This is a genomic window from Martelella alba, assembly GCF_005217455.1.
Taxonomy (GTDB): Bacteria; Pseudomonadota; Gammaproteobacteria; order Enterobacterales; family Enterobacteriaceae; genus Acerihabitans.
In genome coordinates this window covers 149,984-175,906 of the sequence record NZ_SZPQ01000004.1, presented here as the reverse complement: position 1 = coordinate 175,906, position 25,923 = coordinate 149,984, and the positions used below count along the sequence as shown (strand labels likewise).

The 25,923-nt window shown below is 55.9% G+C and carries 19 protein-coding genes; 5 read left to right on the top strand and 14 right to left on the bottom strand.

Features of this window, described 5'->3' with window-relative positions; genetic code table 11:
• Positions 1–4: 4 nt before the first annotated feature.
• The 4 genes from FCN80_RS06400 to pepN all read right to left on the bottom strand — a co-directional run bounded on the left by FCN80_RS06400 (position 5) and on the right by pepN (position 5,937).
• On the bottom strand, positions 5–553 hold the full coding sequence (locus FCN80_RS06400; protein ID WP_136989161.1) for a cell division protein ZapC: 549 nt from the start codon (positions 551–553) through the stop codon (positions 5–7).
• Between the two features lie 469 nt (positions 554–1,022).
• Complete coding sequence (gene pyrD, locus FCN80_RS06395; protein ID WP_136989159.1) at positions 1,023–2,036, bottom strand: quinone-dependent dihydroorotate dehydrogenase; 1,014 nt, start codon at positions 2,034–2,036, stop codon at positions 1,023–1,025.
• A gap of 97 nt (positions 2,037–2,133) precedes the next feature.
• Complete coding sequence (locus FCN80_RS06390; RefSeq protein ID WP_136989157.1) at positions 2,134–3,030, bottom strand: EcsC family protein; 897 nt, start codon at positions 3,028–3,030, stop codon at positions 2,134–2,136.
• Positions 3,031–3,318: 288 nt separating this feature from the next.
• Positions 3,319–5,937 (bottom strand): aminopeptidase N, encoded by a 2,619-nt coding sequence (pepN, locus tag FCN80_RS06385; RefSeq protein ID WP_136989155.1) that lies wholly within the window; start codon positions 5,935–5,937, stop codon positions 3,319–3,321.
• Between the two features lie 303 nt (positions 5,938–6,240).
• Here pepN and pncB point away from each other — a divergent pair, with 303 nt between their 5' ends.
• The 4 genes from pncB to FCN80_RS06365 all read left to right on the top strand — a co-directional run bounded on the left by pncB (position 6,241) and on the right by FCN80_RS06365 (position 11,844).
• Positions 6,241–7,446 carry a nicotinate phosphoribosyltransferase gene (gene pncB / locus FCN80_RS06380; protein WP_136989153.1) on the top strand — a complete coding sequence of 402 codons (1,206 nt, stop codon included), beginning with the start codon at positions 6,241–6,243 and terminating at the stop codon, positions 7,444–7,446.
• 170 nt (positions 7,447–7,616) lie between these two features.
• A complete protein-coding gene (asnS, locus tag FCN80_RS06375) occupies positions 7,617–9,017 on the top strand; it encodes an asparagine--tRNA ligase (protein WP_136989152.1) in 1,401 nt (466 codons plus the stop codon).
• Between the two features lie 334 nt (positions 9,018–9,351).
• Positions 9,352–10,449, top strand: a complete 1,098-nt coding sequence (gene ompF, locus FCN80_RS06370) for a porin OmpF (protein ID WP_306767851.1) — start codon at positions 9,352–9,354, stop codon at positions 10,447–10,449.
• A 204-nt stretch (positions 10,450–10,653) separates the two neighbouring features.
• Complete coding sequence (locus FCN80_RS06365; RefSeq protein ID WP_136989150.1) at positions 10,654–11,844, top strand: amino acid aminotransferase; 1,191 nt, start codon at positions 10,654–10,656, stop codon at positions 11,842–11,844.
• Between the two features lie 60 nt (positions 11,845–11,904).
• On the opposite strand, the gene FCN80_RS06360 is transcribed toward FCN80_RS06365, so the two are convergent.
• From FCN80_RS06360 to cmoM, 7 genes are all read right to left on the bottom strand, one after another.
• Positions 11,905–12,531 carry an MBL fold metallo-hydrolase gene (locus FCN80_RS06360; RefSeq protein ID WP_136989148.1) on the bottom strand — a complete coding sequence of 209 codons (627 nt, stop codon included), beginning with the start codon at positions 12,529–12,531 and terminating at the stop codon, positions 11,905–11,907.
• Positions 12,532–12,619: 88 nt separating this feature from the next.
• Positions 12,620–13,168 (bottom strand): peptidoglycan L,D-endopeptidase MepK, encoded by a 549-nt coding sequence (mepK, locus tag FCN80_RS06355; RefSeq protein WP_136989146.1) that lies wholly within the window; start codon positions 13,166–13,168, stop codon positions 12,620–12,622.
• Between the two features lie 183 nt (positions 13,169–13,351).
• Positions 13,352–15,151, bottom strand: coding sequence for a L,D-transpeptidase (gene ldtD, locus FCN80_RS06350; protein ID WP_136989144.1), 1,800 nt, complete (start codon positions 15,149–15,151; stop codon positions 13,352–13,354).
• A gap of 485 nt (positions 15,152–15,636) precedes the next feature.
• The gene (mukB, locus tag FCN80_RS06345) at positions 15,637–20,082 is read right to left on the bottom strand and encodes a chromosome partition protein MukB (protein WP_136989143.1); all 4,446 of its coding nucleotides are present in this window, start codon (positions 20,080–20,082) and stop codon (positions 15,637–15,639) included.
• Entirely contained in the window at positions 20,079–20,813 is a 735-nt protein-coding gene (mukE, locus tag FCN80_RS06340; RefSeq protein ID WP_136989141.1) for a chromosome partition protein MukE, read from the bottom strand. Before mukE ends, mukB begins: the two co-directional genes overlap by 4 nt.
• Positions 20,794–22,116 (bottom strand): chromosome partition protein MukF, encoded by a 1,323-nt coding sequence (gene mukF / locus FCN80_RS06335; RefSeq protein ID WP_136989139.1) that lies wholly within the window; start codon positions 22,114–22,116, stop codon positions 20,794–20,796. Before mukF ends, mukE begins: the two co-directional genes overlap by 20 nt.
• Complete coding sequence (cmoM, locus tag FCN80_RS06330) at positions 22,113–22,898, bottom strand: tRNA uridine 5-oxyacetic acid(34) methyltransferase CmoM (protein WP_136989137.1); 786 nt, start codon at positions 22,896–22,898, stop codon at positions 22,113–22,115. The genes mukF and cmoM overlap by 4 nt, the downstream gene beginning before the upstream one ends.
• Before the next feature lie 153 nt (positions 22,899–23,051).
• Here cmoM and elyC point away from each other — a divergent pair, with 153 nt between their 5' ends.
• Entirely contained in the window at positions 23,052–23,819 is a 768-nt protein-coding gene (elyC, locus tag FCN80_RS06325) for an envelope biogenesis factor ElyC (RefSeq protein WP_136989135.1), read from the top strand.
• Between the two features lie 10 nt (positions 23,820–23,829).
• On the opposite strand, the gene FCN80_RS06320 is transcribed toward elyC, so the two are convergent.
• The 3 genes from FCN80_RS06320 to FCN80_RS06310 form a co-directional block, all read right to left on the bottom strand.
• Complete coding sequence (locus FCN80_RS06320) at positions 23,830–24,723, bottom strand: YcbJ family phosphotransferase (RefSeq protein ID WP_136989133.1); 894 nt, start codon at positions 24,721–24,723, stop codon at positions 23,830–23,832.
• 223 nt (positions 24,724–24,946) lie between these two features.
• Positions 24,947–25,696: a 3-deoxy-manno-octulosonate cytidylyltransferase gene (kdsB, locus tag FCN80_RS06315; protein ID WP_136989131.1), complete on the bottom strand. Its 750-nt coding sequence runs from the start codon at positions 25,694–25,696 to the stop codon at positions 24,947–24,949.
• Positions 25,693–25,875: a Trm112 family protein gene (locus FCN80_RS06310; protein WP_132922640.1), complete on the bottom strand. Its 183-nt coding sequence runs from the start codon at positions 25,873–25,875 to the stop codon at positions 25,693–25,695. Before FCN80_RS06310 ends, kdsB begins: the two co-directional genes overlap by 4 nt.
• Positions 25,876–25,923 lie beyond the last annotated feature (48 nt).

Sequence of the window (25,923 nt, the reverse complement as noted above, 5' to 3'; positions counted from 1 at the left end):
CGGCTCAGCCCGCGGCGGCGAAGGGAATTTCCTCGGACTGGGCATGGGGCGCCAGCCGGTCGTGCATGATTTTGATGGCATCGCCCAAGGCCATTTCCCGCGCGGCCAACGTAAGCCGGGGCTGGGCAAGTACGCATAGACTGGCGTTATCACCCGCTTCCGCCACCAGCATGCGGGCGTACCCTCCGGTTTCATGCAAACACACCGCCACCGCCTCACCCATCGCCGGGCGCCAGTCCGCTGGCGAAGGTTGTGTCTGGAAGTGCCAGCTTTTCGGCATGAGCGGCTTTAAAAAACGCTGAGCCACCATGGCATTGAACACCAATTCCGCGCATTGTTCCTCATCTAACGGCAGGGCGCGGCAGCTTTCGGCGAAGCGGTAATAGAGCGCGGCATCATCCACACAAAAAGCGGTTTCATCAAACGCATCGGGTATCAGCATTTTTGACCCGAAGCGGGAACGGAATATTAGACCGTCGGCGAGATCAAGCATCATCCGATCATGTTCGGCATCAAAAAACCAACGCCAATTATCGCCGGGTGTGAATTTCATAGGCAATCCTTTCATCACGTCGCTAACGCCTGGATAATATCCGGACCTGTGTCAATTTACGGATATTATACTCGTCATACTTCAAGTCGCCCCTTTGTTGGCGGCGTTCGCTCACTCCAGTCACATAGTCAGCTATGTTCCCGGGAGTTCACTCACTTGCCGTCACGATGCGACGTGAATTATTTAGAGTATATACTCGCCATACTTCAAGTTGCCTCTTTGTTGGCGACGATGCAACTCGAATTATTCAGGAGTATTTCCACCAAAATTGATCAACATCATGATAAAAGATAAACGAGCCTAGGGAATAAATAAACCCCAAAGGCCCTTTAAATGTCAAAAAGTCTCAAGATATACTTGTCATACTCCAATATGGCTCTTTGTTAGCCGCATTCATTCACCCCAGTCACCGCGTTGTCTGTGCGCCTGGAGGTTCATTCACTTGCCGCCGCGATGCAACTCGAAGTATTCAAGATATATGCGTCACAATGTCTTTAATCAAGCGAGGCCCGTGGTAAATAAACCCGGAATATATTTGAATCAGGGATGCGCCGGCCGCTATCTTTTCCCGCGCGGCAATCAACGAATCAATACCACCCACGCCGATAATGGGCAGCGCGCCCTTCAATTCCTGCGAGAGCCGCCGGATCACTTCGGTGCTTCGGGATTGCAGCGGCCGACCGCTTAACCCGCCGGTCTGATTGCAGTGGGGCAGCCCTTGCACCAGGTCCCGTTCAATGGTGGTATTGGTGGCGATCACGCCGTCGATATTATGGCGGACAAGACATTGCGCGACCTGCGCCAGCTCTTCATCGGTCAGATCAGGGGCGATTTTCACCGCCAGCGGGACATATTTATGATGGTAACGATGCAACTCGGCCTGCTTATTTTTGACGGCCAGCAATAAATCATCCAGCGCCTCGCCGAATTGCAAAGTTCGCAAGCCAGGGGTATTGGGCGAGGAGATGTTAATCGCAATATAACCGGCATAGGGATACACTTTTTCCATGCAGTAGAGATAATCCTCTTTCCCCCGCTCTACCGGCGTGGCTTTATTTTTGCCAATATTGATGCCAAGCACGCCGTCATAATGGGATTTTTTAACATTTTCAATAAGATAATCAACACCCCGATTATTGAACCCCATACGGTTGATCAAGCCTTCCGCCGCAACCAGTCGGAACAGACGCGGTTTATCATTGCCGGGCTGAGGACGCGGCGTCACCGTACCCACCTCGATAAAACCGAATCCCATGGCGCCAAGGGCATCAATACAGTCGCCATCCTTGTCCAGTCCGGCGGCCAACCCCAACGGATTTTTAAACACGATGCCCATGCAATTCACCGTTTTGGCGGGAAGAGACTGACGAATCAGCGGCAACAACGGCGTACCGGTGATCCGGCGCAGTTGACGGAAAGTGAATTCGTGGGCGCGTTCCGGATCAAGCTGGAACAAGGCCTGTTTGACGAGGGGGTAAAGCATGGGGGTCTCCTAATGTCCCGGTTGCAACCGGGGCGGTATTATCCGGCATCCTCTAGGGAAAAGGAATTGAACAAGGCAAAAAAATCGCCTCCTACTCCTAGTCTACCGATTCCGGCGGACCAAGGGCGGCGACAGGACCCGCCTCGTGCCGGTCTTGCGTGATACTGGTGATTCGCGCGCCGAATCGCCGCACAAGAAAACGCTCGCGATAGGTATGGTACGCCGCATCGCACACCTTCGCAGTTAACGCCAGATTATAACCGCCGCCCAACGCCGCGCCGATTAGGGGCAAAGTTTGCGCCAATTTGGCTTTGGTCAGGCGAATGCCCAGCGTTTGGGCGAGACCGCGTATCATTTTTACTGTCGCGTGTTGTTCCAATTGCCGCCAGGTTCTTTGCTTAACCGTATCTTGAATAATCCCCCTCAGTTGCGCCATGGCGAGTTGTTTTGCGGCCCCGGCCGGCGCGGTGACCAGGCATAGGATTTGCAATGCGAAAAGCCTTTCCTCATACGAAACGATATCAAAACCGTAATAGGTGGCATATTCACCGATTGCCCGCAGGTTGAGCAGGACAAGGGAAGGAATATCCAGCGCCAGGCCCGCCATACCGGTTAATCCCGCCGTTACGCCTTCAGCGAGGGCCAGACCCTTGTATTTCACGTCCAGGCGGCCGACGCAGCGATCGATGTTTTCCAGTGGTAACCGGGCAATATCCTCCAGCGATTCGATGGCGCCATATCCCTCCTGGCGAAATTCCGCGAAAATAGCTTGCGGCCGCAGACTAAGTTGCGCCATCTCATTACAAACATGATTCAACGCGCTTAGAACGCCTTGCAGCGCCGAGCCGATGACCGGTGCATCAAAAACGGCCTCGCCGGCGCGCGCCAGTGAGGCTCTCAACGGATTCGACAGACCCGTAGGCCCGCTCTCCCGCGCGGTTTTCCATGACATGATGGCAAGCATGGCCTCTGTGTCGTATTTTCCTGGGATCATGACAGTAAACCTCCCTTAAATGAAGCAGCATCGCCCGCCGCCGCTATACCGCTACGGGCTAAGGTTCTATTCCTTGAACCGGAAGGACAATCATGGAGAAAAGCCGAAAAAGACGCAAAAAGCCTATGTGATTTTCTGGAAAGGCCGCGCAAAAATCGACCCAAGGGCCATAACGGCGACCGTCTTGCTTATATTCGGTGGTTTGGGCCGGCACCGCCGGCCATCATGGTCAGTCCGGGAACAACATCCCGCCGACGCGCCGGATCGACGGGGCCGATCCGGTGGATGTCATTCGGCATCCAACGCCTTGTGGATTTTCTCGTACAAATCCCCGGAGAGATTCGGCAGGGCCTTGAGGGTCGTCAACGCCTGGCGCATCAGCGCCTGGCGCGACGGGTCATAACGCCGCAGTCGGATCAGCGGTTCGATAAGCCGCGATGCCACCTGAGGATTACGCGTATTGAGCTCGGCGAGGATCTCCGCCAGAAAATGGTAGCCGCTGCCGTCGGCGGCATGAAACGCCGCGGGATTGCCGGAAGCGAAGGCGCCGATAAGCGATCGGGTGCGGTTGGGATTATTCAGGCTGAATGCGCGGTGGGTCAATAAGGACTTCACCCGGTTCAACGCATCTCCGGACGGACTGGTAGCCTGAAGGGTAAACCATTTATCCATCACCAGACCGTCATGATGCCACTGCCCGTCGAACTCAGCCAGCAGCGTCGCCTCGCAGGGCAATTGCGCCGCCACCGCCGCGCTGATGGCCGCCAACCTGTCGGTCATGTTATCCGCCAGACGATATTGTCGGGTGATAAGCCGCACCGCCTGGTCGTGTTCGCCGAACGCCAAATAGAACAGGCAGACATTTTTCAAGGCCCGTTTACCGATATCCTGCTGCTCGACGCGATACTGCGGCGTTTGGTTGGCGTGATAGACTGCCGACAATTCGTCGGACAGCTCGCTGGCCAAACAACGAATTAACGCTTCGTGCACCGCATGTATGGCGCCCGGATCAATGACATCGAACAGCTCCGCCATTTCATTTTCCCCAGGCAACGTCAAGATCTGCGCCGTTAGAGCCGGGTCCAGGGACGGATCGAGCAATACGCCCCGGAAGGCATCCGCCACGTGCAGCGGCAATTTCAGCGGCTGCTTTTGGCTAAAACGCGCCACGCTCAGGCGAATATAAGTGGCCAGCAGGCTTTGCGCCGCGTCCCAGCGGGAAAAGTCATCAGAAGCATGGCGCATCAGAAAGGTCAACTGTTGATCGCAATAGGGGTATTCCAGCTTAACCGGCGCGGAAAAACCGCACAGCAACGCGGGGACGGGCAATGACGGCACCTCGTCAAACATAAAGGTCTGCACCGACTCGGTGACATTCAACACATTAGCAACCGCGCGGCCCTCGCGCCGTAACGGGATAACCTGGCCGACGGCGTCGTACAATTCGATTTTCAACGGAATATGCAACGGCGATTTTTCGCTTTGATCGGCGGTCGGCGGGGTCATCTGGCTGACATGCAACTGGTATTGCTGTAGTTCGGGATCATAGTCGTCGCGTACCGACAGGATTGGCGTGCCGGATTGTGCATACCAGCGACGGAACAAGGTCAGGTCAATGCCGGAAGCCTGCTCCATGGCATTGACGAAGTCATCGCATGTGGCGGCGGCACCGTCATGCCGTTGCACATAAAGCCGCATGCCCGCCTGAAATTTCTCCTCGCCGAGCAGGGTATGCAGCATCCGGATGACTTCCGCGCCCTTCTCATACACCGTCAGCGTGTAGAAATTGTTCATCTCGATGACTTTTTCCGGTCGTATCGGATGCGCCATCGGACTGGCATCCTCGGCAAATTGCGAACCGCGCAATACCCGGACATTACCGATGCGATTTACCGCCCGCGAACCGAGATCGGCGCTGAATTCTTGATCGCGAAACACCGTCAGCCCTTCCTTCAGGCTGAGCTGGAACCAATCGCGGCAAGTAATGCGGTTACCGGTCCAGTTGTGGAAATATTCATGGCCGATAACCCGCTGGATATTGAGATAATCGTTGTCTGTGGCGGTTTCGGCCCGAGCCAGAACATACTTCGAGTTGAAAACGTTCAGCCCCTTGTTTTCCATGGCGCCCATATTGAAAAAGTCGACGGCGACCACCATGTAGATATCCAGATCATATTCCAGCCCAAAGCGGGTTTCATCCCAACTCATGGCCTGTTTGAGCGAAACCATGGCCCATTCGGCCCGGTCAAGGTTACCGCGATCGACAAAAAGTTCCAATGCCACGGTACGTCCCGAGCCTGTGGTAAAGCTGTCGCGCAGCACATCGAAATCGCCGGCCACCAGGGCAAAAAGATAACAGGGTTTGGGGAAGGGGTCCCGCCAGACCACCCAATGTCGGCCATCGGCCATCTCGCCGTGGTCCACAGGATTGCCGTTGGACAATAAATGGGGATAACGGGCCTTATCGGCCACGATCCGCGTGGTGAAACGCGCCAGGACATCAGGACGGTCGAGATAATAGGTGATATGGCGAAAGCCCTCCGCCTCGCATTGCGTACAGAGCGCGCTGCCCGACGGGTACAGCCCCTCCAGGGCGGAATTGGCCGCGGGATGAATGACATTGACCACTGTCAGCGTGAACGCCGCCGGAAGTCGCTCGAGGATAAGTCCCGGCGCGGCCTGGCGGTAGTGGGGCCACTGGACGCCGTCAACGTGAACGCTGAGCAATTGAAGATCTTCGCCATTAAGCAACAAGGGCGCGTCCGGCTGCCCTTGCCGGACGCATTGGCTGACCGCCGTCACCGTGGTGGTGTCGGCGTCAAGTTCGAATTCCAGGCTGATATCGGTAATGGTATAATCCGGCGCACGATAATCATGGCGGTATTTCGCTTGCGGCTGCTGAGTCATAGTTAACCTTTTGGCATCGTCATTGATTCTCCGGGTTAAGTCTATTCCTGTTAAGGCTTTGTTGCCATTGCAAACCTGTATCGTTCGCAAAAATGCGCCGGACGCCGGCATGGGGTCTTTTTTCTTGATACCCACTCGTGCCGGACGGCGGGCTTGTTGGGGCGAAACGGCACGTTTAAGCCTCGACGATTTGACCTAATCTATGTTTTGATGAGTCTACAATGAGAATAAGTCACAGTGGAATTTTGTTGATTTGCGCATTTGCCGATTGTTTTTGCGTCTAAGAGGATGCTGTAGCGCGCCATGAATTTAGCCAATACACCGATATTAACATCGATACTTGATACCGATGCCTACAAGTTACATATGCAGCAAGCGGTATACCATCGCTATGGAGAGGTGACCGTCGCGGCGGAGTTCCGTTGTCGGGGGGATGATTTGCTGGGCGAATACGCCGGGGAGATCAGTGCGCAAATCGACATGATGCGTCGATTGGCCGTGAACGATCAGGAAATGGACTATCTGGCGCGTCTGCCGTTTTTCCGCCGGGACTACCTTGCCTGGCTGCGCGGTTTCCGCTATGACCCCGGTCAGGTCAGCGTCCGTGATCACAATGGTAAGCTGGATATACGTATCGTCGGTCCCTGGCAGGAAGTCATTTTGTGGGAAGTGCCGCTGCTGGCGGTTATCAGCGAGGTGGTCCACCGCCGCCGTTCGCCGTGTAGCGCCGGTAATATGGCGCTGGCGCAACTTCGCCAGAAACTGCGCCATTTCCGGGAAGTCAGCCAGGATGTGGATATCAGCCATTTCAAACTGATGGATTTCGGTACGCGCCGACGTTTTTCCCGTCAGGTGCAATATGATGTGGTCGCCGAATTGCAGCGGGATTTCCCTCATCTGATCGGCACCAGCAACTATGACTTGGCGCGTCGGTTGTCCCTGGCGCCCGTGGGAACGCAGGCCCATGAATGGTTCCAGGCCCACCAGCAAATCAGTCCGGTGCTGGCCAACAGCCAGCGCGCCGCTTTGCAGGCCTGGTTGGATGAATATCCCGATCAATTGGGTATCGCGCTAACCGATTGCATCACCATGGACGCATTTTTGCGTGATTTCGGCGAAGAATTCGCCCGCCGCTATCAGGGGTTGCGACATGATTCCGGCGACCCGGTGGAATGGGGCGAAAAAGCCATTCGCCATTATGAAACACTTGGTATCGATCCCCTGAGCAAAACACTGGTGTTCTCCGACAGCCTGGATTTAGACAAAGCGCTGGCCCTCTATCGGCATTTCTGGCGGCGAATCAATCTGGTCTTTGGTATCGGCACCCGACTGACCTGTGATATCCCGGGCGTTAATCCCCTTAATATCGTCATCAAGCTGGTGGAATGCAACGGGAAACCCGTCGCCAAGCTTTCCGACAGTCCCGGCAAAACCATGTGCCATGATAAGGCGTTTGTGCGGGCGCTGCGCGAAGCTTTCGCGCTGCCCCATGTCAAAAAGGCCAGTTAGTCCGCCGCCGGCTTCTTTTGCCGGCGGGGTTCCCCCTCTTGCCCCGTTGGGAAAACTGGCGCTAAAACGGTTTTTTCGCTTGTGTCCTTGCGCCCGCCAAGTAACATATTAACGCTTCCATTTCGGCGATAATGCCCAATACACATCACATTGAGTAAAGAGAGTATTTTATGAGCGTAGTGCCTGTAGTCGATGTACTGCAAGGGCGCGCACCGGTTGACAGTGACGTCACTGTACGAGGCTGGGTGCGCACCCGGAGAGATTCCAAAGCCGGCATCTCCTTCCTTACCGTCTATGACGGTTCCTGCTTCGATCCCCTACAGGCAGTCATTAATAATACCTTGCCCAATTATCAAACCGATGTGCTGCGACTGACCACCGGGTGTTCGGTGATTGTCACCGGTCCCGTGGTTCAATCGCAAGGGGGCGGCCAGCGCTTTGAAATTCAGGCGGATAGCGTCGAGGTGATCGGCTGGGTGGAAGACCCGGAGACTTACCCGATGGCGGCCAAGCGCCACAGTATCGAATACCTGCGGGAAGTCGCCCACCTGCGCCCGCGCACCAATATGATCGGCGCCGTGGCGCGCGTGCGCAACACGCTGGCGCAGGCCATTCATCGGTTTATGCATGAACAAGGCTTCCTCTGGGTTTCTACGCCGCTTATCACCGCCTCCGACGCCGAGGGCGCGGGTGAAATGTTTCGCGTATCCACGCTGGACCTGGAAAACCTGCCGCGAGACGGTCAGGGGAAAGTCGATTTTGATCAGGATTTCTTTGGTAAAGAAGCTTTCTTGACCGTTTCGGGCCAATTGAATGCCGAAACCTACGCCTGCGCGCTGTCAAAGGTGTATACTTTCGGTCCGACATTCCGTGCCGAAAACTCCAACACGACCCGGCATTTGGCGGAATTCTGGATGATGGAACCGGAAGTGGCCTTCGCCAACCTTGACGATATCGCCGGTCTGGCCGAAAACCTGCTGAAATATGTCTTTCGGGCGGTATTGGCCGAACGCGCCGACGACATGCAATTTTTCGCCGAGCGGATCGACAAAGACGCCATCAACCGGCTGGAAAATTTCATCGCCGCGGATTTTGCCAAAGTGGACTACACCGAAGCCGTCGACATCCTGTTGGCCTCCGGCCAATCTTTCGAGAATCCGGTGTCCTGGGGGATCGATCTGGCCTCGGAACACGAACGCTTTCTGGCGGAAAAACACTTTCACGCGCCGGTGGTCGTGAAGAATTATCCCAAAGATATCAAGGCATTTTATATGCGGGCCAATGATGACGGTAAAACTGTCGCCGCCATGGACGTACTGGCGCCCGGTATCGGTGAAATCATCGGCGGGTCGCAACGCGAAGAGCGGCTGGATCGGCTGGACGCGCGATTGGCCGAAATGGGATTGAACAAAGAGGATTATTGGTGGTATCGTGATTTACGCCGTTACGGTACTGTTCCCCATTCAGGTTTTGGCTTGGGATTTGAACGATTAATCGTCTATGTTACAGGAATGCAAAATATTCGTGACGTTATCCCCTTTCCCCGTAGCCCGCGGAACGCCAACTTCTAAATTCCTTCATTAAATATAAGAAAAACATATATATAAGTTACAAAGGCCAGCTATGCTGGCCTTTGACATTTCAAAGTTTGAGATCTCTCACAAAGTTCCCTGATATTTACATTTTGACATACTCGGTTTCTCACTGAAACATTATTAGGACATTTGTAGCAACTTCGCTCTAGATTAACCGGTCTGTGAATGGAACACTGCGTGCAGACACAGAAAGACACCAAACTCTCATTAATGTTTCGTAAGGATTTATTAGTTTAGTAAGAAACTATTAGTTCTACATGAAAACATTAGCGGCAGTGGCAGGTGTCAAATAAAACCAATGAGGGTAATAATGATGAAGCGCAATATACTTGCATTTGTAATTCCGGCCTTATTGGCTGCCGGTAGCGTTCATGCAGCCGAAGTCTACAACAAAGATGGCAACAAACTGGATCTGTACGGCCGTTTGGATGGCCTTCATTACTTCTCGAGCGACGACGATGGCGGCTTTGCCGGTGACGGCGACGAATCCTATGCTCGTTTTGGGTTCAAAGGCGAAACTCAAATCAACGATCAGATCACTGGTTACGGCCAGTGGGAGTACCAGATCGCGGCCAACGACACCGAAGGTGGTACTGACCATAACGATGGCACCAAAACCCGTTTGGGCTTTGCTGGTTTGAGATTTGGCGATGCCGGTTCAATCGATTATGGCCGCAACTATGGTGTGGTTTATGATGCTCTGGGTTACACCGATATGTTACCTGAGTTCGGTGGGGATACCGCTTACACCGATAACTTCATGGTCGGTCGTACCACAGGCGTGGCCACTTATCGCAACAGTAATTTCTTTGGCGCAGTTCAAGGTCTGGATTTCGCCCTGCAATATCAGGGTAAAAACGATCGTACCGATGATCCGCGTCGTTCCAACGGTGATGGCTACGGTGGTTCTATCAGCTATACTTCGCCGATCGGTGTGGGCATCGTAGGCGCATATGCCTCTTCCGACCGTACTGGCGCTCAGCAGGCTAGCGACCTCTATGGCGGCGGTGATCGCGCTGAACAGTGGGCAACATCTTTGAAGTACGATGCCAACAATATCTATCTGGCGGCTACCTACGGCGAAACTCGTAATTCGACCTGGATTTCCAATAATATTTCAGGTAAAGACGGTTTTGCAAACAAGACCCAAGACATCTTGTTAGTCGCTCAATATCAGTTTGATTTCGGCCTGCGTCCGTCCATCGCTTACGGCCAATCTAAAGCCAAAGATGTTGAAGGCATCGGTGATGTCGACTTGATCAAATACTACGAAATCGGCGCTACCTATTACTTCAACAAAAACATGTCCACTTATGTGGACTATATTATCAACCAGTTGGATAGCGACAACAAACTGGGCTACTCTGACGGCGATACAGTGGCTTTCGGTATCGTTTATCAGTTCTAATAAGTTGATTCACCGTTCCGCTGAGGCTTTACTCCGGGACTTTCAAATTGAGGCAGGGGATTTCCCTGCCTTTTTTTATCATGGCAAGACTATACCGCCACTAAACAAAATGAATTTTCAACCGAACTGTTGGCAAAGCGCGGTTCTGGCGGTAACCTGATAACATGTTGTGTTCACTCTTAAATATCCCCTGGACCCGTCATCATGTTTGAAAAAATACCCCAAGCCGCCGCTGATCCTATTCTGGGCCTGATCGAGCTTTTCCGCGCCGACCCGCGCCCCGGCAAAATCAATCTGGGCATCGGCGTTTATAAAGATGAAACCGGCAAGACACCGGTCCTCACCAGCGTAAAGAAAGCCGAGCAATACCTGCTGGAAAATGAAAGTACCAAGAATTATCTAGGCATTGACGGCCTGCCGGCCTTTGCGCAATGCACGCAAACATTGCTATTTGGCGCCGACAGCCCGATTATCGCCGATAAACGGGCCTGCACCGCCCAGACACCGGGCGGTACCGGCGGTTTGCGGGTCGCGGCGGATTTTCTGACCAGAAGTACCGATGCCAAGCGGATTTGGATCAGCTCACCCACGTGGCCCAATCACCGCAATGTTTTCGGCGCTGTTGGCTTGGAGCTGTGCGAATACCCCTATTACGATGCCGCAGCCCATGTGATGGATTTTGACGGCATGCTGGAAAACCTGCAACACGCCCAGGCGGGCGACGTCGTATTGTTCCACGGTTGCTGCCATAACCCTACCAGTATCGATCCTACCGAGGCGCAATGGCGTATTTTGGCCGATTTGTCTCAGAGCAAAGGCTGGTTGCCATTGTTCGATTTCGCTTATCAGGGATTCGCCAATGGGCTGGAGGAAGACGCGCTGGGTTTACGGATTTTCACCGAAAATCATCGGGAAATGATCATCGCCAGTTCCTACTCCAAAAACTTTGGTCTGTACAATGAGCGGGTCGGCGCCTGCACGCTGGTGGCGGCCGATCCCGAAGCCGCAGGGCGGGTCTTGAGCCAAGTGAAATCCGGTATCCGCGCCAATTATTCCAATCCGCCATCTCACGGCGCCGCCATCGTGGCGACCATATTGGGCAACGAGGCATTACGGGCGCTGTGGGAACAAGAATTGACCGAAATGCGTGAACGCATCAAGCGCATGCGCCAGCTCTTTGTCAGCACCTTGCAGGAAAAAGGCGCCCAGCAGGACTTTTCCTTTATCAATCAGCAAAACGGCATGTTTTCATTCAGCGGGTTGAATAAGGATCAAGTGCTGCGGTTGCGGGAAGAGTTCGGGATCTATGCCGTCAACTCCGGCCGTATCAATGTGGCGGGCATGACAACCGATAATATGGCCCAATTGTGCGAGGCCATTGTCGCTGTATTGTAATCCCGACTGAAACGGAGGCGGGCCGCGGGCTGCATCAAGCCCGCCTTCCCGCCGCCCTGATTACAAAAACGGATTGGTCAGACGTTCATCGCCAAGGGTGGACATGGGGCCGTGGCCGGGTATAAACGCGATTTCATCGCCCAACGGCAACAACTTGGTGCGAATGGACTGAATCAATGCCTGGTGACTGCCGCGCGGGAAATCGCTGCGCCCCACCCCGCCGCGAAACAACACATCACCCATCAAGATAAGTTTCGCTTCGCGATGGTAAAACACCACATGTCCAGGGGTATGGCCCGGGCAGTGCAAGACCTCGAAATGCGATTCCCCGACCGTCACCGTATCCCCCTCTTCCAGCCACCTGTCCGGCTCGAACGGTTGGCAATCATCCAGGCCGAACATACGGCTCTGTTCGGGTAACGCGTCCAGTAAGAAGCGATCTTCCCGCTGCGGGCCGACAATCGGCACGCCGTAATGAGCCGCCAGTTCCGCCGCCGCGCCGACGTGATCAAGATGACCGTGGGTCAGCAGGATCTGTTTGATATCGACCTGCCGGGCAGCGATGTCTTGGATCAGTTTTTGCGCTTCGCCGCCGGGATCCACCAACGCCGCCTCGCCGGTTCTTTCACACCACACTAACGTACAATTTTGGCTGAAGGCCGTCACCGGGACAATATGGTATTTCATAACGCTCCATCAATGCAGCTGTTTGCCGCCGCACCCTTGAAAGAGACACCTTCGCGGACAGCGCCGGGCGCGGACTAACCCCTACCCGCTACCAGGTTCTTACCGGACCGGTATCAATATGCACAAAATGACTGCTTGGGTAATAACCTACACCGCCCATCCGCAATTTCAAGGCCGCTTTGCGGATATTGGCGAGCTGTATGCCTTCGATATGGAAATCCATGGCGCGCCCCAGGGTATGGTAACTGTGTTTCGCCACGCCGGAGCTTCTGGCGCGCAGTTCGTTATTGGTTTCGCGAGAACGGTATCCCGATATCAATTGTACCGGCCTGCTGGTTTCAAGCAGCGTCTGCAACCGGTAAAGGTGATCAAAAAGGCGAGGATCGATTTTAATGATTTTATTGAGTCGGAAATCACGGAAAAAATGATTTAAGCGGGCCAATTCTTCCGGATTATAGCTTTTACCGTTAAAAAATTCGGCCTTCAGCGTTTCGCCCGTGTTTAGGTTATTGAGACGCAGAATGCGCGGCCGTGGCGTGGACAACATGGCATGCGACGTAGCCGGTAGCAAAGCCGCGCCCACGGCGGCACAGCTCAACGCCAGAAAATGGCGGCGGTGATGATTAATATGATCCATGAGTAATATAACCAGTTGGCGTAAGGTAACAGACGAATTGCACATAAGCGCACCGTCGGGAACCATAACCGCAAGGAATCGACCAGTCAACCCACGCGTTAACAGGCACTGCCGGGCAGTGGACAATATCCTGCCCGGCATTAACATTAAGAAGGGCCGAATATCTGCCCGGCCATCAGACGGTTATTGCAGCAGGCGTTCCGCCTCCGGCAAGCTTTTCGCGCCAATCTTGATGGTGGAATCATAATTGTAAATATCTGTTCGAAATTGCGGTTTACCGTCGTCCGCCACCCAGGCGGTCAGATAAAACAGATTAACCGGAATTTGATGACGAATCGGCACATAAATCGTATTGCCCTCTTTTAGCGTCGCGCTGACGCGCGCATCCCCCCAGCCGGCGTCCTGCAATAGCATATTGGCCAGGGTTGATGCCTTGTTGACCCGGACGCAACCGGAACTGAGCGCACGCATGTCGCTTAAAAACAGATTATGGTTGGGCGTGTCGTGCAGATAGATTGCATCCGAACTCGGCATGTTGAATTTGTAGCGACCCAGGGCGTTGTTCGCCCCTGGCGACTGACGAACCCGATAGGGGAAGTGGTTGGGGGACAGCATGCTCCAGTCGAGGGAAGCGGGATCGATGACTTCCGCATCGCTGTTCCAACCGGACAACAGCATAAAACCGTTACGTTGCAGATAACCTGGGTCGCGCATCACTTTCGGCAGAATATCCTGACGAACCAGCGATGTGGGAACATTCCACGGCGGGTTGAGCACCACGCTGCTCAGCGCGCTGCGCATCAGGGGCGTCTTGCGGCTGGGGCGTCCGACGATAACCCTTGAGGACAGGACTTCGGCGCCTTTTTGGTAAAACACCAGCGAGTAGTTGGGGATATTGACCTGGATGCCGTTTTCAATCCGGTTATGCAGCAGCCGCAGGCGTTGGATATTGAGAGCCAGCAACGCCACCCGGGTTTGCGGCGGCACGTTGAGCCAATAGCGGGTCTGACGACCGATGACCCCGTCGGGATTCAATCCCTGCCAATGCTGAAAGCGCTTGACCGCCTCAACCAGATCGGGGGTGTAGACTTTGTCTTGGGGGTCGACAGTGGCAATCACCGCCGGGTCCGATGTCGACGCGGAGGGAACGGGGGAATCGGCCGCCGGGCCGACCGCCACCGTCGGCGTGTCGCTGTTTGGCGGCGGCAGGGTGGGCGCGTCGGACGGCGCCGCGTCGGCGACGGACGCCGACGACGACTGCTCCGGCGTCATCATGCCGCTGCGCCGCAATATTTCCTTTAGCGCCGGGATATCATCGCTGATCTGTCCGGGTCGCAGGCTGTCTTTGCCATTAAGTTGCGGCCAGGCACGGTTGTCCGCCAGCATGTTTTTCAAGGCCTGGTGCATCTTGGCATATTGAGGATGCTGCGGAGCCAGGCCGGCGATAAACCGCTCAATAGTGCCGTCATCCACCGCGTGCAGCCAATGTCTTACCGTCATTTCGGGTGGCGACGCCAGACGGTAGGGGCCGGTGTTGTACAGCCATTTCTCGCCGTTGGCCTCAACGCCCGAGACGAACTGCAAATACCCAAGCATGGCATCGGAAAGCACCACATCCCGCGCCATGGCGCTGATATGGGGGTTGGTCAGCCATTGGGTCCAGGTGATGAATTGCGGCTGAATACCGGATAACGCCACTTCGGCCAGTTGCTGTTGGAATTGCTGCACGGCGTCGCGATCCTGCCAGAGCGGTTGGCCATGGCGCGCGGCATACAATTGTGCCAGCTCATTGGCATAAATGGGCTTTACCCCGGCGGGCATCAACGCCGCCAAGGCGGCGGCGCTATGACCTAAGGTCCGGGTATCCGGCATGTTCGGGCCGGCGGCCAGCTGCGCCCGGGGAGCAAATGACGGAATCAGGCCGGAAGCCAACACACAGCCCAGCAACGTACGTCGCCATGCCACAGTCTTTCTCAGTAACATCCCATGTCCCCTGTATGCGGAGTTGCTGTACTCTTGATGAGATGAACACCATTCGGTGAACGCCCGTCGGCAAACGTCATTCGGCGAACATCCGCTACGCGCCGACGCGCACCGCCCCGTGGCGGCATGCTCGACCACGCCTGTCGGAAACGCCCGCGTTCGCCACCTATTCCCTTCATACGCCACGCCGTAGGTGCGTTGGCTTTATTCCACCACCCGGGCACCGACCGACATCACGCCTGGAGCGCCGTCTCGCCGCTTCCCGCAATGCGAACCCTTCCGGGCATAAACGCCTTCGCACGTGTTGAGTACAATTATTATTGTCCCGAGTTTAATCTCGGACTTTCCCTTAGTATATAAGCAGAAAGGGAGATATGCTTTATCCCGTTGGCGGGAAACGACGAATTTTAGCGGGGCGGGAACCGGGATCATAAAAATGCCGGGAAGTCATGACGGGCCGGCCATCCGATGCCGGCCCTGATGGTTCAGGAGGCGGCTTGCTCAGGCACCGGCGTCGGCAGGTCTGCCCCAAATCCGCGCAGGCCCACAACATGAACGTGTTCCTGATTGTTGAAGACCTTGCGTACCAATTTATAGGTGGTTCCTTTTTCCGGACTGATATTTTCCGGCGCGGCGATAATCAGTTGCATCTGCAGGCGTTCGCAAAGTTCAAACAGCGTGGCGATGGATTTAGCGTCCAGCCGCGCCGCTTCATCGAGAAACAGCAACCGGCAAGGTGAAATGTCCTTGCCGCGCAAACGGCTTGATTCATCCTCCCAGCTTTGGACGACCATAACCAGAATCGACATGCCGGTACCGATAGCCTCCCCGGTGGAAAGCGCGCCGCTTTCCGCGCGCAGCCAACCATCGGCGCCGCGGTTGACCTCCACTTCCATTTCGAGATAATTGCGGTAGTCCAATAATTCTTCGCCGACGGTTTGCGGCGTCCGCTGGCCCATATCGATTTGCGGGTTCAGTCGTTGATAAAGTTTCGCCAGCGCCTCGGAAAACGACAGTCGGTTACTGCTGAACAAATCCTGATGCTGTTCCTGCTGTTCGCTGAGCACACTCAATAAAGTGGCATGCGTCTCGCGGACATTGACGTTGAGCCGCACACTCTTGACCTGGCCGAAGCTTACCGCCTGCAAGCCTTGGTTCAGCATACGGATTCGGTTCTGCTCCCGCTGAATGGTCTTACGGATGATATTGGCCACACTGCGCGAACTGATGGCCAGCTTCTGTTCCCGGGCGGTCAGTTCTTCGGTCAACCGGCTAAGTTCGATCTCCATCTGCTCGATGGCGTCCACCGGATCGTCGGTGCGGATGATATCCTGTCGAATCCGTTCACGCAGATGCTGATAAACCGCAATAAAAAACTGGATTTTGCGCTCCGGCCGTTTCGGATCTTCGGACTGTCGCAGGATATCGCGCAAATGCTCATTATCCGCCACGGCCAGACGAAGGGCCCCCAGCGCTTTGTCGGACATGGAGCGTAAATCGTCCGCCTCCATGTAAGCCAGCTCGCGCCGATGCAGCCGCCGTTCCACGCCGTTATCCTTCACCAGACGCATCACGGCGCACCACCCGGCCTTGGCCGAGACTACCTGCTCGCGCATGGCGTGGTATTCCCGCTCCAGTTTGTTCAGCTTTTTCTGCAGACCGTTCATTTCGGCCTCGCAAAACGTGATTTGTTTTTCCAGTTGATTGCGCCGATTGCGATTTTGCGCCAAAGCGGCATGCAACTGGTCGCGACGTTCGCGCGCGCGGATCTCGGACTCGGCATCCGCCTGCACGCCGATGTCCTGTAATTCCTGCGTCAATTCCCGGTGCATATCGCGCTTGGCGTCATAGGCGCTTTGCAACGACGCCAAGACCTGGTTGAGCTGCGCCAGTTGCGCCTGGTGCTGACGAAGCGCTTCGCGCGCCCGCCCGCGCTCGGCCTCGGCCTGCTCCAACCGCACGCGTAACCGATCATTGAGATCCGAACTTTCCGTCAGCATGCCGGCGGAATCGGAATAACCGAAATGCGCCCGGCGCTGCGCCACTTCCGTCAGCGCAAATGTCTGTTGTTTGGCCTGGCGCTGCGCCTGCTGCGCTTGATGGTAATCCGCCTGCAACTGCTCATGCTGTTCGGGATCATTTTGCAGCACCGAGACCAGCGGCTCCAGTTGCGCCAGGGCGGCGCCGTGTCGCTGCAAGTATTGCGCCGCATCCTGCGCCTCCTCCCATTCGGCCGTTATCGCCTCCAGCCGCTCGGCCAGGGTATCGTCGCACAGCACGTTGATTCGCGGGATCAGCCGGTTTAACAGCGTTAATCCGTCTCGTGACGACGCATGCTGCAAACGCTGCTGTTGGTGCTGGCTTTCATGATCGCTTAGCAAGCGATCGAGCTCGCCACGCCGACCGGATAAATGCCTGATGTCCACTTCGGGATCGCTGTCGAACGCCACGGCCAGATGAGCGCCGACGAAACGGCCGAAAGCCTGATGCAACCGTTGCAGTTTCTGCACATCAAAGGACAAAGTGGCATAGCGTTCGGCCAAATCGTCGCGTTCGTCATTCAGGCTTTCCAACCGCTTTTCCCGAGCGGCTCGTCCGAACAGGGGCACCGCCGGGAAACGGGAGTAACGCCACTGGCGATCGGCGACTTTCACCAGTACGGCGTGATCCAGTTCCTCGATACCAAATACGCTATCATCGAAAGATTGCGGATCGCCCTCGATCAGATAGAGATCGTCCGGGCAATCATCCAGCCCCTCCAGTTGATCGCGAATCCTCGAGAGGTCCGGCACGACGATGGCGTGCCGCGATGGGCCGTAGAGGGCGGAAAAGTATGGCGCGTCGTCAAAGGTCACGTCATCGTAGATCTCCGAGAGCAGCACGCCGCCGAAACGCTCGGCCAGGGCCGCCAACCGCAAATCCTCGCTGCCGCCGGGATGACTCAGGCGCTCTATTTCTTCTTCAATCCGACGCTTACCGGACAAAACCTCGTCCCGTTCCACCGTGGTTTCCCGTTCGCGTTCCAGTAGTTGCTGCATGTATTCAGTCACCTGGGCGGGACTTTGCAAGGTTTCGCCGCTTTGCTCCTGCAAGACCGCCAGGGCATCTTGCGCCGCCAGCCAGGCCGGCGCCCGCCGGGTTAACTCTTCCAGCCGCTGCGCGGTCTGCTCGGATTCCTGGCGCAACAGCATTCGCCGTTCTCCGGCCTCGGCCACCAGTGACGACAGGGACTCCACCTGCGCTTCCAGTTCCTGTTGCACGTCTTCCAGTTCTTCGGGCTGATACTCGCGCCCCAGTCGCTTGCTCAATTCAGCCAACAACCGCTGCGCTTCCTGCTGTTCACGCTGCCGTTGCTCCAGCTCGCCCATTTGCCCGCGCAGCGTTTGCAATCGTTCGGCCTGGTGCGAAGACGCCGACGCATCCCGCAATAGTTCCCGGGCGACTTGCCAAGCCTCACCGCGCGGCGTCTCGCCGGCGACCTGCACCACCAGCCGATAGGCTTGCTCGAACTGGCCGAGCGCCGCCTGTGCCACGCTCAGCTTTTGTTCAAACCCCAGCAGACGCTCGGTGGCTTCCCGCTCATGGATTTGAAACTGCGCCAGCGCCTGTTCGACGTTTTCAGCGGCCAGATCCGGTAGCCGGCAAATGTCCCTGGCCCGTTCCAACGCCTGCAATGCCTGTTGATACTGGATGGCGCGAGTTTGCTGGACGTCCAGGGCCTGCTGATAATCCGCCAGTTGGCTTTTCAGCTCGTCCACTTCCCGTTCGGCGGCTTCCTGGCGGGCTTCGTTGTCCTGCTGGATATCGGCGGCCTCGGCCACCACGGCTTTCTGTTCCTCGAGTCGAACCGTCAGTTCTTCCAGGTCATCCCGATAACGGTTGATTTTTTCCTGCTGGCGCATGGCGGTCTGCACCAAGTTGAGATGATCGCTGGCGGCCTGATAGTCGGTTTCCAAATCCGATTCGCCGCCGGACACCTCCGCCAGCTCGCGCGCCATATCCACATGGCGATATTGCTCGGCGGCCAGTTGTCTACGGCCGGAGAACAACTCTCGCCGCAAGGACAACGCCTCCCCAAGATGGACCCGCCGCTCGTTGGCATGCCGCATGTAATCCGCCGCCACATAGGACGTCGCTTCGGTTATCAAATGCTTAAACAGGTCGCGATCCGCCTGGGTGACCCGGATTGCCTCAAGCGTCATGCGGTTTTCCCGCAACGCGGCCTCCATATCCTGGAAAGCCTTGCGCACTCCGCTGTTTTCCGGTAACAGATAATCACGTAGCGAGCGGGTTATCGCGCTGGAAATACCACCGTACAACGAGGCCTCAATCAGCCGGTAATATTTGCTGCGATCGGCGGCGGAGCGCAAGCGGCGTGGAATAACGCCTAAATCAAACATCAGGGAATGATAATCGGTGATGGAATTAAACAGCTTGAACTGCACGCCTTCATGCTGCTCTATGCGTTCTTTCAACTCCTGTAGATTCAGCACCCGGGCCTGGCGATTGCCGACCACCTGCGTCAGCAATTCCGTGGGCTGCACGGCGACCGGCAAACCCTGGATCATGAATGGCTTGATATCCACTTTGCGATCGCGTCCGGCAATCTGCTGCAACCGAACCCCCACCAACACCCGCTGGTGGCGTGAATTGACCACGTCCAGCGCCGAATAGCAGACCCCGGCCCGCAATTTACCGTGCAGGCCTTTGTCGCGGGAGCCCGTGGTGGCGCCGGCCTCGGTGGTGTTGCGAAAATGCAGCAACGTCAGATCCGGTATCAACGCCGTTATGAAAGCGGCCATGGTGGTGGATTTGCCCGCACCGTTGCCGCCGGACAATGTGGTGACCAGCCCATCCAAATCGAAGGTCCGAGCGAAAAACCCATTCCAGTTGACCAGCGTCAGTGAGCGAAATTTACCGCGTTCAATCATGCCTGTTCATCCTCGGCGCTATCCGACACCCCGTCATTCATGTCGGTCTCGTCATTGTCATCCTGTTCGTCAGTCAGGGATAAGGCCTGCTCGACCGGAATCGCCTCCCCGTCGCGAATCATGCGCAATTGCGCTTCCCGCGGATCATCGCCGCTGCGGACATCGGCGCCGAAGCGGAATACCGCTTCGGTTATGCGGAATTTAGAGGCGTCGTTGCCCATAAACCACACCATGCCCAGCCGCCGCAGGCGATTCAGGGAGGTACGCACTTTCTCCTGCAATTTCTGCCGGTCGAAATCGGAACCGGTGGAACGCTGATTGACCAATTTAAGCAGTTTGTTCTCGTCCGCCAGAGCGAGCAGTTCGTCGTACAGTTCCTGCTGGGTAAAAATACCCTCGTGAGCCAGTCTCTCCGGGCTCAGATAGAGATAACAAAGTATCTTGCCCACCATCATATCCAGTTCGGACAGGACCGAACGGGGAATAAGCGTGGTCGATCTGGGACGCAGGTAAAAAAAGCCTTCCGGCGCCCGCACCAATTCCACATTGTAGCGGCGGTAAAACGACTCCAGCTCTTCCTGGAAATCCATTAAAAACGCATGGTTATCCAGTTCCTCAACGCCGATATGCCGTCCCGCGCGCAATTGGCTGTCCAGAGCCGGAAATAAGGTGTTGGACAGGGCTTTTGCCAGCTTGGCCGGCATGTTTTCTTCAATATTTATCGATGACATGGGCCTGTACCTTAGCACCGTAATCGTTGATCGCCTGCCATTGCGGCGGTAATCCGGAAAAATCTGATTCAGCCACGCCCAAACGCACAGCCTGATCAACCAAAGCGCGCGCCACATCGAAATGCCGCGCGCGCGGGAAACGCGCCAAATAGTCGCGCATGACTTTGCCGAGATCGAGCGGCAATTGCTGCTGCCGGTAAATGGCCAGAGATTGTTCCACCATGGCCGCCAGTTGCTCGCGCAATTCGCTGAACTCTTCGTATTCCATCTCCGGCGGCAATTCGCCGGTCACTTCTTCGGAGCGCAAGGCCAGTTCCTCGTCGCGCATGTCCAGCAGACGCTCGGCGTTGGCGAAGGTCAACGCCCAGGGGTGCTCGAAATAATGCTGCACGGATTGCCGCAGACGCTGCGCAAACACCCGGTTTTGGTCCATATCAATGGCGGTACGGATAAAACGGTGCACGTGGCGGTCATAGCCTATCCACAAATCAATGGCCTGCTGACCCCAACTGGTGATGCGATCGAGCTTGTTTTGCAGATCCATCGCCAACTTGTCCACGAACAGCAAATGCGCGTGGCCAAGAGTCGCATCCTGAATACGCAGCAAGTTGGCCTGCAATTTATCCCCCGCCGCCTCAAGGGTGTCCTGCAATTCGCGCAGCGTACCCGAGGTTTCCGACAATAACGCTTCGCAGTTGGCAATAGCGGCGCGCCAATCCTGATTAAGCAAAGCGGCAATATCTTCTTTTATTCCCTGTTGCTGCTCATCCATGATGCGCTGGGTCATATCAATGCTGTCGAAAATTTCCGCCACGGAGTATTTCAATGGCGCGAAAACATTGCGGTGCCAATGGAAATCATCACCGTCCTCTTCAGCGGCCTCGGCCGCCCGCTGCAATTCCTGGGCGACGATGGACAACTGCACCGAGAGGCGCAGTGTGGAGAATTCCCGCTGCCGGATGTAATAATCGCTGATACCGATACCAAGGGGCGTTAGGCGATAAATCGCGTTGCCCTCGGTCAGTTCGCTGACGAAGCGGTTGAGCAACCGCTGGCGTACCAGATCATTGATGGCGTTATTGGCGCGCACCGTCGCGGTTTCGTGGGTTTGCTCGAACCCTTTGCTGACATGGCGGAACGCATCCACCAGTTCTCCCTCGCTCATCTCACCGTCCATTCGTTCGCTGTTCAAGGTGGAGATGGCCAAAAGAAACGCCAACCGATCCGTGGGCAGCGTTATTGAAAAATCATTTTTACGCGCCCAGGCGACCAATTCGGGTACAGTCTGGGAAAAATCACTCATATGTCGTCCTTCAGGGGAAGTTTATGCGCCATGACATGGATGTAGCGCCCCATACCGATAAAGGGTTCCTGCCGGCAATACCGTTGCTCCATCTCCAGGAGTGCCGGGAATGCGTCCTTCTGTTGCTGCTTGTTTTGCAGATAGTCATGAAAGACCCGAACGCCGCTTTTACCACTGCAGCGCATCCCCAGTTCGGCCAGCCAGCGATAGACCTGTTCGGGATCGCATGGATGATCCGGTATCAGGGAACGCTTTTTCCGCTTGGGCATGCCCTGTTTCACAAAGCCGATATTGCCGAGAACCATATTGCGCATCACCAGCCCGTGCTTATTGTAAAACATTAACGACAGAGCGCCACCCGGAGCCAGGTAATCGTGGATCTGGCGCAATAATTTTCTGGGCTCGGCGACCCACTCCAGGACCGCATGCAACAATATCAGATCAACCGATCTTTCCAAATGGGGGGCAATCTCCTGAATAGCCCCCTGCACAAATTGCATATTGTCCATCACGCCGTCTTGCCGCGCCGCATCCTGCGCCCGGGCCAGCATGTCGGCGGATAAATCGCAGAGTAAAACACGGTGGCCAAGGGATGCCAGCCGGCGGGACATGCGACCCTCGCCGCCGCCGGCATCCAGAATGTATAACGGGCGTCCGGGCAACCGGGTCAGCAAGTCCTGTAAATCCTGCCATATCACCGCCTGGCGAATGAGTCCTTTGGTGGTGCCGTAGATATTTCGCGTGAATTTTTCGGCGATATCGTCAAAATTGCGATCCTGCATTGTAGCGCCTCCGGTAGGATATCCGGGATAGGCGTGATAACCATTAACCCGTAGTGAATCGGATATTTTGTCACAGGCGGGCGGAGAATAAATCTTTACTGGCGCCGTAGGCCTTCCGGTTGATTAGATTTCAGACAAATGGAGCGCTTTTGGATGTTTTTTACCTTAAAAAAACTGGTAGGCGGTTTACTGCTGCCACTACCTTTGCTGTTATTGCTCATGGCCGCCGGCTTATGCCTGATAGGGTTCACCCGACGGCAAAAAACTGGAAAATGTCTGTTGGTCCTGGGCTGGCTCGCGCTTTTGCTGCTAAGTCTGCAACCGGTGGCCGACCATCTGCTTGCGCCGCTGGAAACCCGCTATCCCACCTACCAGGACCGCGCAGCGCCTATCGCCTACGTCGTGGTGTTGGGCGGCGGCTACACGTTTAATCCGCAATGGGCGCCAGGCTCCAATCTGATTAATAATAGCTTGCCGCGGGTCGTGGAAGGCATCAGACAATACCGCAATCATCCCGGCGCGCGGCTGGTTTTCACTGGAGCCGCGGCAAACGGCAACCCGGTCAGCAGCGCCGCTGTGGCCGCAAGCGTGGCGGAAAGCCTTGGCGTGCCCGCCAAAGACATTATTCTACTGGATAAGCCGCGCGATACCAGGCAAGAAGCGGCAAGCGTCGCGGCGCTGGTGGGCAAGGCCCCTTTTTTGCTGGTGACATCCGCCAACCATTTGCCCCGCGCCATGGCGTTTTTTCAAGGGCAAGGTCTGGCGCCGCTTCCGGCGCCGGCCAATCAGTTGGCCATCACCAGTCCGCTGAATGTATGGGAAAGGCTTCTGCCCTCGCCGCTGTGGCTGGAGCATAGCGAGCGCGCCTGGTATGAGACGCTGGGGCGAATCTGGCAAAAGATATCCGGCCCGGGCCGTTGAATACGGCCGATTACTCCAGCCAGGGCGTCAATTCGCGGCGCGCCTGTTCGAATATGCCGCGATCCAGCGCGCCGGTATGGATATAACGCGCCGCGGCCTCCCAAATGCCATAGATCCAGCGGCGATAGAGAAAATCCTCCGCAACGGGCGCGCGTTTCAGATAATGAAATAACACGTCGTTCGCCATGCCCTCTTCGCACAGCCGGAACAATTCATATTCCCGGGGCGCCCACAGCATGGTTCCGGGATTAAGCATGGACAGCAATTGATCGGTGCGGGGATCTTTGAGCATGCTACGCAAGGTCAGGTTGCCATGTACCAGAACACAGTTTTCATCCACATCGGCAAATAGCCGAACTTGGCTCTGGCGGGTGCGGAAAAGCAGATTACGGTCCTCGTAGGTCAGTAATGGCGCGGAGACTTTCAGCAGGGTGGACCAGATCACTTCAATACGCTGTGCGTACCATCGGGTCCAGGTATTTTCCTGAGTGCTATCCACGGTGCCGACGTAACCATGACTTTCTATCCGATGCCAGGATAGCAGACTTTCTACAATCTGGTCCTTAAGCAATTTCCAGCGTTGCGGCGTGCGGGTGGGCGCCTCGACCGATACTCCCCGTAAGCGCTCCATCAATAATAACTCTTTGTAGGGGGGTTGCTGGGTAACGACCAGGCCGTAGACCGTCGGCAGCCGTACCTCGCCTTCTCTGGCGAGCATGGAAAGTTTGTAAGCCTCCTGCTGGGCGATCCCTTGGCAGACATAGCTTTTTGCCAGCAACGACATGGGATTGCCCTCATTGTCGTACATGGCATAAAGGTGGGCGTAAGGCTGTTCGCTGATACATTCAAGCCGGCTTAAGGACTCGCCCAACACAGCGCTCAGCTCCGCTTTCAATTGTTGCATGATGGCCAGGACCTTTATTCATTCGGCAGGATTTATGTTAAGAGACGCGTTTCATGATGCGGTCATACGAAACAAACTTCTTCGTTTCAGATCAATGTTTAGGGGAAAATTTCACTGGCCGGGATAACGCCCGGACCCTGATATCTGACGGGGAAAAATTAATAAGGCTAATGAAAGGCGGCCGCCGAACGCCGGTTCCGTCCGAGCGAGTCGCCCATTGCATTCACTGCCGCATCAACAGGCGAACGCGTTCCAGCTCCTGCAAAGTATCAACGCCGATGCCGGGCACCTCTTTCGCCACCGCCACATGGATTTTTTCACCGTACCAAAGCACCCGCAATTGCTCGAGCATTTCAATCTGCTCAAGCTGGCTTGGCTGCCAGCCGACATAGCGGCGGATAAAACCGGCGCGATAGGCGTAAATGCCGATATGCCGCAAGAAGGTATCGCCGATCCGCTCGCGGGATTGATTGAATCGTTCGCGATCCCAGGGGATCGGCGCGCGGGAGAAGTACAATGCATATCCACGGGCATCCATGACCACTTTGACCGCATTGGGATTGAACGCTTCCTCGGCAGTACCGATCGGCACCGCCAACGTGGCCATGCCAGCCTGGCAGCCGTCCAAGTTTTCCGCGACCTGGCGGATGATAACAGGCGGGATCATCGGCTCGTCGCCCTGGACGTTCACCACGATCTGATCGTCGGTAAAACCATATCGCTCAATGACTTCCGCCAACCGTTCGGTGCCTGAATGGTGATCGGCGCGCGTCAGGCAGACCTCGCCGCCGGCATTGCGCACCGCATCCACCACGCCGGCGTGATCGGTCGCCACGATGACCCGATCGGCGCCGGACTCCAGCGCGCGCCTCATGACATGCACCACCATCGGATCGCCGTTGATATCCGCCAGCGGCTTGCCCGGCAAACGGCTGGAAGCAAACCGCGCGGGAATGATAGCAATAAAACTCATTGATTAGTCTCATCAAGGGTCATAGCGCGCGCCTCGCTTTCCAGCAATACCGGAATGCCATCGCGCACAGGGTAGGCCAGCGCATCTGACTTACAAATAAGTTCTTGTTTTTCTTTATTAAAATACAATTTTCCGTTACAAACCGGACAAGCAACGATTTCCAGTAATCGGTGATCCATATCTCCTCCAGCGTCCGCTTTCCCGCCATAATTGTCGGACCCGAGCAT

Coding starts and splice junctions, on each gene's coding strand:
- FCN80_RS06400 (WP_136989161.1), bottom strand. CDS start 553: ATGAAATTCACACCCGGCGATAATTGGCGTTGGTTTTTTGATGCCGAA.
- pyrD (WP_136989159.1), bottom strand. CDS start 2,036: ATGCTTTACCCCCTCGTCAAACAGGCCTTGTTCCAGCTTGATCCGGAA.
- FCN80_RS06390 (WP_136989157.1), bottom strand. CDS start 3,030: ATGATCCCAGGAAAATACGACACAGAGGCCATGCTTGCCATCATGTCA.
- pepN (WP_136989155.1), bottom strand. CDS start 5,937: ATGACTCAGCAGCCGCAAGCGAAATACCGCCATGATTATCGTGCGCCG.
- pncB (WP_136989153.1), top strand. CDS start 6,241: ATGAATTTAGCCAATACACCGATATTAACATCGATACTTGATACCGAT.
- asnS (WP_136989152.1), top strand. CDS start 7,617: ATGAGCGTAGTGCCTGTAGTCGATGTACTGCAAGGGCGCGCACCGGTT.
- ompF (WP_306767851.1), top strand. CDS start 9,352: ATGATGAAGCGCAATATACTTGCATTTGTAATTCCGGCCTTATTGGCT.
- FCN80_RS06365 (WP_136989150.1), top strand. CDS start 10,654: ATGTTTGAAAAAATACCCCAAGCCGCCGCTGATCCTATTCTGGGCCTG.
- FCN80_RS06360 (WP_136989148.1), bottom strand. CDS start 12,531: ATGAAATACCATATTGTCCCGGTGACGGCCTTCAGCCAAAATTGTACG.
- mepK (WP_136989146.1), bottom strand. CDS start 13,168: ATGGATCATATTAATCATCACCGCCGCCATTTTCTGGCGTTGAGCTGT.
- ldtD (WP_136989144.1), bottom strand. CDS start 15,151: ATGTTACTGAGAAAGACTGTGGCATGGCGACGTACGTTGCTGGGCTGT.
- mukB (WP_136989143.1), bottom strand. CDS start 20,082: ATGATTGAACGCGGTAAATTTCGCTCACTGACGCTGGTCAACTGGAAT.
- mukE (WP_136989141.1), bottom strand. CDS start 20,813: ATGTCATCGATAAATATTGAAGAAAACATGCCGGCCAAGCTGGCAAAA.
- mukF (WP_136989139.1), bottom strand. CDS start 22,116: ATGAGTGATTTTTCCCAGACTGTACCCGAATTGGTCGCCTGGGCGCGT.
- cmoM (WP_136989137.1), bottom strand. CDS start 22,898: ATGCAGGATCGCAATTTTGACGATATCGCCGAAAAATTCACGCGAAAT.
- elyC (WP_136989135.1), top strand. CDS start 23,052: ATGTTTTTTACCTTAAAAAAACTGGTAGGCGGTTTACTGCTGCCACTA.
- FCN80_RS06320 (WP_136989133.1), bottom strand. CDS start 24,723: ATGCAACAATTGAAAGCGGAGCTGAGCGCTGTGTTGGGCGAGTCCTTA.
- kdsB (WP_136989131.1), bottom strand. CDS start 25,696: ATGAGTTTTATTGCTATCATTCCCGCGCGGTTTGCTTCCAGCCGTTTG.
- FCN80_RS06310 (WP_132922640.1), bottom strand. CDS start 25,875: ATGGATCACCGATTACTGGAAATCGTTGCTTGTCCGGTTTGTAACGGA.